Origin of the sequence: Pectobacterium hainanensis (assembly GCF_046237015.1) — a bacterium.
GTDB lineage: Bacteria > Pseudomonadota > Gammaproteobacteria > Enterobacterales > Enterobacteriaceae > JBJYIN01.
Window position 1 is genome coordinate 66,422 of record NZ_JBJYIN010000022.1, and the last position, 10,324, is coordinate 76,745.

9 protein-coding genes are annotated in these 10,324 nt (G+C 47.7%); 1 reads left to right on the forward strand and 8 read right to left on the reverse strand.

The annotated features are described in order from the left end of the window. Positions 1-199 precede the first annotated feature (199 nt). Entirely contained in the window at positions 200-1,432 is a 1,233-nt protein-coding gene (gene serA / locus ACKPVM_RS18550) for a phosphoglycerate dehydrogenase (protein WP_409311280.1), read from the reverse strand. 295 nt (positions 1,433-1,727) lie between these two features. Then, entirely contained in the window at positions 1,728-2,387 is a 660-nt protein-coding gene (gene rpiA, locus ACKPVM_RS18555; RefSeq protein WP_409311281.1) for a ribose-5-phosphate isomerase RpiA, read from the reverse strand. Positions 2,388-2,589: 202 nt separating this feature from the next. On the opposite strand from rpiA, the gene ACKPVM_RS18560 reads away from it, so the two are divergent. Further along, complete coding sequence (locus ACKPVM_RS18560; RefSeq protein ID WP_409311282.1) at positions 2,590-3,483, forward strand: LysR family transcriptional regulator ArgP; 894 nt, start codon at positions 2,590-2,592, stop codon at positions 3,481-3,483. An 18-nt stretch (positions 3,484-3,501) separates the two neighbouring features. Here the strand turns inward: ACKPVM_RS18560 and ACKPVM_RS18565 are convergent, their stop codons facing one another. The 6 genes from ACKPVM_RS18565 to epd all read right to left on the reverse strand — a co-directional run bounded on the left by ACKPVM_RS18565 (position 3,502) and on the right by epd (position 9,816). Continuing rightward, the gene (locus tag ACKPVM_RS18565; protein WP_409311283.1) at positions 3,502-4,227 is read right to left on the reverse strand and encodes an oxidative stress defense protein; all 726 of its coding nucleotides are present in this window, start codon (positions 4,225-4,227) and stop codon (positions 3,502-3,504) included. A 251-nt stretch (positions 4,228-4,478) separates the two neighbouring features. Continuing rightward, the gene (gene argO, locus ACKPVM_RS18570; protein WP_409311284.1) at positions 4,479-5,090 is read right to left on the reverse strand and encodes an arginine exporter ArgO; all 612 of its coding nucleotides are present in this window, start codon (positions 5,088-5,090) and stop codon (positions 4,479-4,481) included. A 260-nt stretch (positions 5,091-5,350) separates the two neighbouring features. After that, a complete protein-coding gene (gene mscS, locus ACKPVM_RS18575; protein WP_409311285.1) occupies positions 5,351-6,205 on the reverse strand; it encodes a small-conductance mechanosensitive channel MscS in 855 nt (284 codons plus the stop codon). A gap of 154 nt (positions 6,206-6,359) precedes the next feature. Then, complete coding sequence (fbaA, locus tag ACKPVM_RS18580) at positions 6,360-7,436, reverse strand: class II fructose-bisphosphate aldolase (protein ID WP_409311286.1); 1,077 nt, start codon at positions 7,434-7,436, stop codon at positions 6,360-6,362. Positions 7,437-7,563: 127 nt separating this feature from the next. After that, positions 7,564-8,727 (reverse strand): phosphoglycerate kinase, encoded by a 1,164-nt coding sequence (gene pgk, locus ACKPVM_RS18585; protein ID WP_409311287.1) that lies wholly within the window; start codon positions 8,725-8,727, stop codon positions 7,564-7,566. Between the two features lie 72 nt (positions 8,728-8,799). Then, complete coding sequence (gene epd / locus ACKPVM_RS18590; RefSeq protein WP_409311288.1) at positions 8,800-9,816, reverse strand: erythrose-4-phosphate dehydrogenase; 1,017 nt, start codon at positions 9,814-9,816, stop codon at positions 8,800-8,802. Between the last annotated feature and the right edge of the window lie 508 nt (positions 9,817-10,324).

Genomic DNA, 10,324 nt, shown 5'->3' on the forward strand with positions numbered 1-10,324 from the left:
TGCCCACCTAAAACAACGTGATAGAAATCACGTTTCAATAAAATTATTTTTTATCATGAAAAAATGAAACAAGGGGAATTCCTGAGATCAACACATGCTCTAAAAAAATCCCCGACAGAGCGGGGATTTGAAGGAAGATGAAATTCGTTATCAAACGCCTGTAAAAAATTAGGCTGGTAACACATCAGTCAACGATAGATTAGTACAACAGGCGAGCCCGAATCGTACCCGGAATAGCCTTCATCAGCTGCAATGCCGTTTGAGCCCCATCCGTTTCAACATCAATGACCACATAACCAATCTCTGCCGATGTTTGCAGATACTGAGCGGCGATGTTGATACCCTGCTCGGCGAAAATCTGGTTAATCCGCGTCAATACCCCCGGACGATTTTCATGAATATGCAGCAACCGACTGGCACGTTCACTATGTACTGGCAGAGAAACCTCAGGGAAGTTAACGGCCGACAACGTAGAACCGTTATCCGAGTACTTGGCCAGCTTACCGGCAACCTCATCGCCGATGTTCTCTTGTGCTTCCTGTGTGGAACCACCGATATGCGGCGTCAGCAGCACATTGTCAAATTCACATAATGGGGACAGGAAAGGATCGCTGTTGGTTGCGGGTTCCTGTGGAAATACGTCAATGGCCGCGCCAGACAGATGTTTGCTGCTCAACGCTTCGCACAGTGCGGGAATATCAACCACGGTCCCGCGAGCGGCGTTAATCAGGATGGAACCTGGCTTCATCAGTGCCAGTTCTTCCGCTCCCATCATATTCTGCGTGCTGTCATTTTCCGGCACATGCAGGCTCACCACGTCGCTCATGTTCAGCAAATCTGAAAGGTGGCGAACTTGTTGTGCATTACCCAGTGGCAATTTACTTTCGATATCATAGAAGTAAACGTGCATGCCTAGCCCTTCGGCCAGAATACCCAACTGCGTACCAATGTGACCATAACCGATAATGCCCAGCTTCTTGCCGCGCGCTTCAAACGATCCAACGGCCAACTTATGCCAGACACCACGGTGTGCTTTTGCATTCGCAGCAGGAATACCGCGTAGCAATAACAGCATTTCACCCAGTACCATTTCCGCAACGGAACGGGTATTGGAAAAAGGCGCGTTGAATACCGGGATACCACGTTTTGTCGCTGCCGATAAATCAACCTGGTTTGTTCCGATACAGAAACAGCCAACCGCGATTAATTTCTCTGCGGCAGCAAAAACGTCTTCCGTCAGATGCGTGCGCGAACGGATACCAATAAAGTGCGCATCACGGATGGATTCCTTCAGGGATTCCGCGTCTAATGCCCCTTTATGGTACTCAATGTTGGTGTAACCCGCTGCACGCAGATTCTCCAGCGCATTCTGGTGCACGCCTTCCACTAACAGAAACTTAATTTTCTCTTTTTCCAGTGATACCTTTGCCATTTCCCGACCTTATTTTCAGACTTCAGATGCGACTGCTTGCCAAATAGCTCCTGCCAACATAACAAAATTTACGCACTCGGCAATACAAACGATTGCCTGGTTAATATGGCAAACACAACACAGCAAAAAGATTTCTGGCGAAAAATATTGCTAAAAGTGTGCATTGCCATACCGTTAATGGACAAAATAAGAAAAAGTGATATTAAGTACCAAAAATGAGCCGTTAAATAAAAAACTTTTTTATAGAAAAATTTTTAGACGCAAAAGCCCATCCGACCCCGAAACGATTTAAAACTCACTTAACCACCGTTTTTACGCCGTCTGCTGTCCCGACCAACGCCACATCAGCACCACGATTAGCAAACAGCCCAACGGTCACGACACCCGCGATACCATTGATATGATTCTCAACAGCAACGGCATCCATCATGTTCAGATTGTGTACATCCAGAATAATATTGCCATTATCCGTTACCACGCCCTGACGGTACACGGGCTGGGCACCCATCTTGGCTAACTCGCGTGCGACGTAAGCCCTGGCCATTGGAATCACTTCAACGGGTAACGGGAATTTGCCCAATACATCGACCTGTTTCGACGCATCGACGATGCAGACAAACTGGCGAGAAATTGCCGCAATAATTTTTTCGCGTGTAAGCGCGGCGCCACCGCCTTTAATCATTTGCATATGCCCGTTGATTTCATCTGCGCCGTCCACATACACATCCAGGGAGTCAACGTCATTACAATCAAATACGGGAATTCCCAAACTTTTAAGTTTGGCTGTTGAAGCATCAGAACTGGATACCGCACCTTTAATCTGATGCTTTATCGAACCCAGTGCATCAATAAAATGAGCAGCGGTCGAACCGGTTCCCACCCCGACAATGGTGTCAGGACGAACGTAATCCAATGCTGCCCATCCGACTGCTTTTTTCAATTCATCTTGTGTCATAGTTTGTCCACTTTACGTCCATTAATACGAAAAACGGTGCATATTATAGAGTATGCCTTCTAATAAATAGCGCAAATTCCCTACGTTTTCCGTGCATTATTTCATGAACCGTAAACGGGGAAATAAGATTTCTGCATGTCAACACAGCAAAATGTGGCATAGTGAAAAAAAACCGACTTCATTCAGAGGAATACTTACTTCAATGAAACGCCCGGACTATCGAACGCTTCAAGCTCTGGATGCCGTAATACGTGAGCGGGGCTTTGAACGCGCCGCACAGAAATTGTGCATTACACAATCCGCGGTATCACAACGTATTAAACAGTTGGAAAACCTGTTTGGTCAGCCGCTACTCGTCAGGACCATTCCGCCACGCCCCACCGAGCAAGGCCAGAAATTACTGGCTCTGCTGCATCAAGTCGAGTTGCTGGAAGAAGAATGGCTGGGTAATGAAACCAACAGCGATATTCCGTTGCTTTTGTCTCTGGCCGTCAACGCTGACAGTCTGGCTACCTGGCTTTTGCCCGCATTGCAACCGGTCTTGGTTGATTCCCCTATTCGTCTGAACTTGCAGGTAGAAGATGAAACGCGCACGCAGGAAAGATTGCGGCGTGGTGAAGTGGTCGGTGCAGTAAGTATTCAGCCACAGCCGCTACCAAGCTGTCTGGTCGATAAGCTGGGGGCTCTGGATTACCTTTTTGTCGCTTCGCCTTCTTTTGCCGAACGTTACTTCCCAAATGGTGTAACACGTTCAGCGCTACTGCGCGCACCAGCGGTCGCGTTCGATCACCTTGACGATATGCATCAGGCATTTCTACAACAAAATTTTGATCTCTCTCCCGGCAGCGTACCGTGCCATATCGTGAATTCATCAGAAGCCTTCGTGCAATTAGCTCGGCAGGGAACCACCTGCTGTATGATCCCACACCTGCAAATTGAGAAAGAGTTGAGCAGTAACGAGTTAATTGACCTCACTCCTGGGTTATTTCAACGCCGCATGCTCTATTGGCATCGTTTCGCACCGGAAAGCAGGATGATGAGAAAAGTCACTGATGCCCTGCTTGCGCATGGACATCAGGTACTTAGACAATCGTAAAGGCGTCTTGATCGTGCGCTATGGGTTGCGCTGTAATTCAAATACCACATCAACCTGATCGTCAAAGTGAATCGTCTGCTGCTCATACGTTTGGGCAGCGTCACTTTGTACCGCAGCCTCGGCCGTTTTAAACATTCTGGCCATTGGCATAGGTTGATAGTTAGCGACGTGGTAACGGATGCTATAGATCGGCCCCAGTTTAGCGTTGAAGCCCTGAGCTAAAGACTGCGCCTGTGTAGTTGCCTGCTCTATCGCTTTTTTACGTGCCTCTTCACGGTAGCTTTCTGGGTTTACAACCCCCAAATCAACCGTGCGGATTTCATTCAGTCCTGCTTTCAGCGCGCCATCCAAGAGTTCATTCAGCTTATCCAACTGCCGCAAAGTGACTTCCACCTGCCGTACCGCCCGATAGCCTTTCAGAACAGAGCCGCCCGTTTTCAGATAATCATATTCAGGCTGCGTGCGTAAGTTGGCTGCGCTGATGTCTTTCTTCTCAATACCATTTTTTCCCAGGAAATCAAAATATTGAGCAACACGTGCATCAACCTGCTTTTTTGCATCGGCTGCATCTTTTGATGATACGCTCACCTCGATAGCCAGACGGGCCATATCAGGGGTAGCGTCAACGCTAGACGTGCCAGACGTAACAATATGCGGGCCATCCGGCAATTCTGCCGCTTGAATCGCCAGCGGTAATGAACCGAACCCCACCATCGCAGCTAATGCTAATACTTTCAGCTTCACAGTCTCTCCTTTATTTCTCTCTTATCGCTAAAGGCCAGATGGCTTATTAGCACAACCAGCAAACGCTATCGGACACTGCCGACAACCCATTTACTGCATTGGTAAACCATACTTATTGATAAAAATAGGCACAGGCAAATAATAGATTGCAGCAGCCACCATAGCGTAGCGCTGCCACAACAAAATATAGGTGAATTCCTGAAAATAGGGGAAGAAAGTACTGTGGAAAAGGCGTCAAACAGGCTTATCGATTACCAACCATGACGAGCCAATTGGATCGCGATCCCCCACATCACTACGCCAACAAACAAATTAATGATTCGTTGTGAACGGGGTCGATTTAGCCAGGGAGCAAGCCAGGCAGCCAGTAGCGCCAGTGAAAAAAACCAGGTAAACGAGGCGACAATCGTTCCAATGGCAAACCAGCTACGTGCCCCTGTACCGAACTGACTCCCCACACTTCCCAGAACAACAAACGTATCCAGATAGACATGCGGGTTGAGCCAGGTCACAGCCAGCATGGTCACAATAATACGCCAGCGACTCTGCTTCATGATCTCTGCATCGGCGAGCGATATGTTTTTACTGAAAGCGGTCTTCATCGCCCCCCAACCATACCACAATAAAAACGCGACACCGCCCCAGGTGACCATCGCCATCAGTAACGAAGATTGGCTCAGTAAAGCGCTTCCGCCAAAAATACCCGCACAAATCAGTACCACGTCGCTGAGCGAACACAGTAACGCGATCATCAAATGATACTGGCGACGGATCCCCTGATTCATCACGAAGGCATTCTGCGGCCCTAGGGGTAAAATCATTGCCGCACCGAGTAGAAAACCTTGTAAAAATACAGCTAACATTTTGTTCCTCTTATAAAAAACGCTGAGCATATTTCTCAACGTCACAGCATGACAACCAGCAGCGGCAATAAACAGACGGCCAAAGCCTGCCAGAGCCCATTCAACGGTTGCATCATACAAAGAGAAAAATATTAGATGAAATGGATGTTTCTAATCATTCATTAGAAATGCTAATAAGGAAGTCGTGGACATGCTCTGATCGAACGCTATAACGCAATCATCCGAGAGAATAGAAGACTCTCGGATAATTATTCGAGCGGTTAGTTTGTTAACTCGTTCTCGACATGGTGAAGATGTACATCCATCTGAGGATAGGGAATCCCGATACGGTGCTCATCCAGTACACGTTTAAAACTTTCCAACAGATCCCAGTACACCACCTGTGCATCTCCGTTAGTTGTCCACACTTGAACAACAAAATTCAGTGATGACGCCGCCATTTCGTTCAGACGAATGGTCACACCTTTACTGTGCTGAATGCGTTTGTCTGCGGCGATAATATCGCCTAGCAACGTTTTTACGACATCAATGTCTGCACTATACGCCACGCCAACAATAATCTCGGTACGGCGATCCGGCTCACGTGAGCTATTAATGATATTACCCGCAATCACTTTGCCATTTGGCACCACAATAATTTTGCCATCAGCCGTTCGTAGCGTGGTGGAAAAAATTTGTACTTGGGTAACAGTGCCCGCAACACCACCAAGATCGACCCATTCCCCAATGCGAAAAGGGCGAAAAGTCACCAGTAACACGCCAGCGGCAAAATTCGCCAGCGAACCCTGCAATGCCAAACCTACAGCCAACCCCGCGGCACCCAACACGGCAATCACCGATGCTGTTTGTACCCCTACACGGCTGAGCACCGCAATCAGCGTAAAAGCAATAATGCCGTAACGCACCAGAGCAGAAAGGAAATCGGCCACCGTTGAGTCAATAGAACGACTCAGCAGTAATTTATTCAATGTTCCCGAGACAAATCGCGCAATAACGAGCCCGACAATCAACGTCAGCAATGCGGCAACAATATTCACCGCATACTGTATAAGTATATCCTGATGGCTCACTAACCATCCCGTCGCTTGTTCCACACCAACATTTAGTTCTTCCACTTAACCTCTCCTGTTTTTTGCTCGCTATCGAAACGATCTCGTTATCAAAACAATCTCGTTATCAAGACAATAGCGTTCACACCAAAACCGCAACCTACGGATAAAATTAAGGCTCCCACAGGAGCCTTGATAAATGAACCCTCAAGAATCTTAGTTAAAGAACGTCAACCGCGTTCAGTTCTTTGAAGGCTTTTTCTAAACGTACCACCATGGTGTTTTGTGCAGCACGCAGCCACGCACGTGGATCGTAGTATTTTTTGTTAGGCTTATCAGCACCTTCCGGGTTGCCCAACTGCCCTTGCAGGTAATGTTCGTTTTTCTGATAGTAGTGCAGGATACCTTCCCATGTAGCCCATTGGGTATCGGTATCGATGTTCATTTTAACCACACCATAGCCGACAGCTTCTTTAATCTCTTCAGCAGAAGAACCGGAGCCACCGTGGAACACAAAGTCGAGGCTATTGTGAGGAAGGTTATATTTCTCAGACACATAATCCTGAGAATTACGTAGAATTTTCGGCGTCAGTTGTACGTTGCCCGGCTTGTAAACACCGTGAACGTTACCGAAGGAAGCCGCAATCGTAATGCGTGGGCTGATAGCGCTCAGTTTTTCGTAAGCGTAAGCGACATCTTCCGGTTGGGTGTATAACGCAGAATTATCCAGATGGCTATTATCTACACCATCTTCTTCACCGCCAGTACAGCCTAATTCAATTTCCAGCGTCATATCCAGCTTGGCCATACGTGCCAGATACTTACTGCAAATCTCAATGTTTTCTTCTAATGACTCTTCTGACAGGTCGATCATATGTGAAGAGAACAGAGGTTTGCCCGTTGCAGCGAAATGTTTTTCCCCTGCATCCAACAGGCCATCCAACCACGGCAGCAGTTTCTTAGCGCAATGGTCAGTATGCAGAATAACCGGCACACCGTAGTGTTCAGCCATCTGATGAACATGGTGAGCACCAGAAATCGCACCCAAAATTGCCGCCTGCTGGCCTTCGACTTTCAGACCTTTACCCGCGATAAATGCAGCACCACCGTTAGAAAACTGCACGATAACCGGCGCACGCACTTTGGCTGCGGCTTCCAGCACAGAGTTGATTGAGTCGTTACCGACACAGTTCACTGCTGGCAAAGCAAATTTGTTTTCTTTTGCTACTGCGAAAACTTTCTGAACGTCATCACCAGTGATGACACCAGGTTTTACGAAATCAAAAATTTTAGACATGTTACGTGTCCTGTTTCGTTGGCCGTGGAGGGTTAGAGAAATCGATGTTTAAATCGACAAGCTACTCCGGCATCGCCTGCCAGAGTAGCTGAAGCGGCGGTAATTAGATTACACCCCGCTTAAAACATTACTGTCTGGCACGTTCTTCCAGCATGACAACCGCTGGCAGTTTTTTCCCTTCGACGAATTCAAGGAAAGCGCCGCCACCAGTAGAAATGTAGGATATTTGGTCAGCAATACCAAACAGATCAATCGCAGCCAGTGTGTCACCACCACCAGCAATAGAGAAGGCATCGCTTTCAGCAATGGCTCTGGCAACAATCTCAGTACCTTTGCGGAAGTTCGGGAATTCGAATACGCCGACAGGACCATTCCATAGGATCGTTTTGGCGTTTTTCAGAATTTCAGCCAAACGTTCTGCAGAAACGTCACCCAGATCCAGAATCTGTTCTTCGTCCTTGATGGCAGTAACAGATTTCAACGTCGCCGTTGCCGTTTCAGAGAACTCAGACGCAACACGAACATCGCTAGGAACCGGAATATCGCAAGTTTCCAGCAATTTTTTCGCTTCTGGAATCAGATCCGCTTCGTACAGTGATTTGCCCACATTGTGGCCTTGAGCAGCAACAAACGTGTTGGCAATACCACCACCAACAATCAGTTGATCCGCTATTTTGGACAGGGAATCCAGTACTGTCAGTTTGGTTGAAACTTTGGAGCCACCGACAATAGCGACCATTGGACGAGCAGGGTTACCCAGTGCTTTGCCCAACGCATCCAGCTCGCCAGACAACAGCGGGCCAGCACACGCGATCGGTGCGAACTTACCTACGCCATGAGTCGACGCCTGAGCACGGTGGGCCGTGCCGAACGCATCCATGACATACACATCACACAAAGCTGCATATTTCTTGGACAGAACTTCGTCGTCTTTTTTCTCGCCTTTATTAAAACGAACGTTTTCCAGCACAACGAGCTCACCCTCTGCAACATCAACGCCGTCCAGATAATCCTTGGCCAGACGTACCGGAGAGGAAAGTTTTTCTTTCAGATAGTTAACTACCGGCAACAGGGAAAACTCTTCGTTATATTCCCCTTCTGTTGGACGTCCCAGATGGGAAGTCACCATCACGCGAGCGCCCTGTTTCAGGGCCAGCTCGATGGTTGGCAGAGAAGCGCGGATACGCGCGTCAGACGTCACTTTACCTTCTTTTACTGGAACGTTCAGATCCGAACGGATCAGCACACGTTTTCCAGCCAGATCCAGATCGGTCATCTTAATTACAGACATGGTGAATCCTCTTGTTGATTCTCTTTTAAAGTCGCTTGAGCGAGACATTGATCCCTGATCAACACCGTCGTACTAGAAACCGCAGGCTGCCATCGCCCGTGTTGTATCCAACATTCGGTTGGCAAAACCCCATTCATTGTCGCACCAGACCAGTGTTTTAATCAGATGCTGACCACTGACCCGAGTCTGTGTGCCATCAACAATAGCACTGTGTGGATCATGGTTAAAATCGGCCGAAACTAACGGCAATTCGGTATAGTCAACTATACCACGAAATGATTCATGCGCTGATTTTTGCAATAATGCATTAATTTCATTTACATTTACTGCGGTTTTTACACTAACGCTTAAATCAATCGCCGTCACATTGATCGTAGGAACGCGGACTGATATCGCTTCAAAACGATCGAGAAACTGCGGAAAAATTCGCGTGATCCCAGCAGAAAGTTTGGTATCCACGGGGATGATAGAATGACTGGCCGCGCGAGTACGTCGAAGATCGTGGTGATACGCATCAATGACTGGCTGATCGTTCATTGAGGAATGGATGGTGGTGACCGTTCCGTTCTCAATCCCAAAGGCATCATCCAACAGCTTGATGATAGGTATAATGCAATTCGTTGTGCAGGAGGCATTGGAAACGATACGATGCTCGGCTTTGAGTTGTTGATGATTCACGCCAAATACCACCGTTGCATCTAAATCCGACGTTCCCGGATGCGAAAACAGGACCTTTTTCGCTCCTGCCGCTAAATGCGCTTCACCGTCAGCACGACTGCCATAAACACCACTACAATCCAATACGATATCAACACCTAATTCACGCCAGGGTAGCGGTTCAACGTCCGCCTGATGCAGCAGACGAATACAATCGTCTCCCACATATAATTGGTCACACTCTTGGCGGATATCCCAAGGGAAACGACCATGGCTCGAATCGTATTTAAGCAAATGAGCAATACCTTCGGCACTCGCGAGTTCATTAATAGCCACAACGCTAATTTCTGCCCGGCGGCCTGACTCATACAGCGCACGTAAAACACTACGACCAATTCGCCCAAAACCGTTTATTGCAATACGGACCGTCATGAAATTCTCTGTGTCATTGTGATCGTGCCATCATCATAGAATATCCCCTTCTTACATCAAGTGCGGCGTTGTTAGCTACAACGCTACTCTGTTGGGCATGGTCTGTATGTTATGCCAGCAATCCTCTCCAGGAAGGTCGCTAATATTAGAACTGAAACGCTTCAGCCAGCATAAACGAATTAAAGTACAAAAGAAATATTCTCGCTCAGCACACGTCTGAAGAGTGACCCATGTCATAAAAAACGTCAGCTCGGTCGCTGACGGCTAAATGATGCCCTTCTCAATCCTTTCTGCAATATTGGGGAGAAAATCTATGGTCCCCACCATTTTTGCAACACTGATTTTTGATTGATGTTGGCTGCTTAAATCTATCCGGCGTCATTATGGGCATGGATGCCCGCGCCTCGATGAGTTCCGCACCTGATTTGCCTAAAAAACCGCTCGGCTTCAGAGAGTAATGCCGATCAGTTAAGGATCGGTTGACCGATCCAGTGGCTGTGTAAAAATC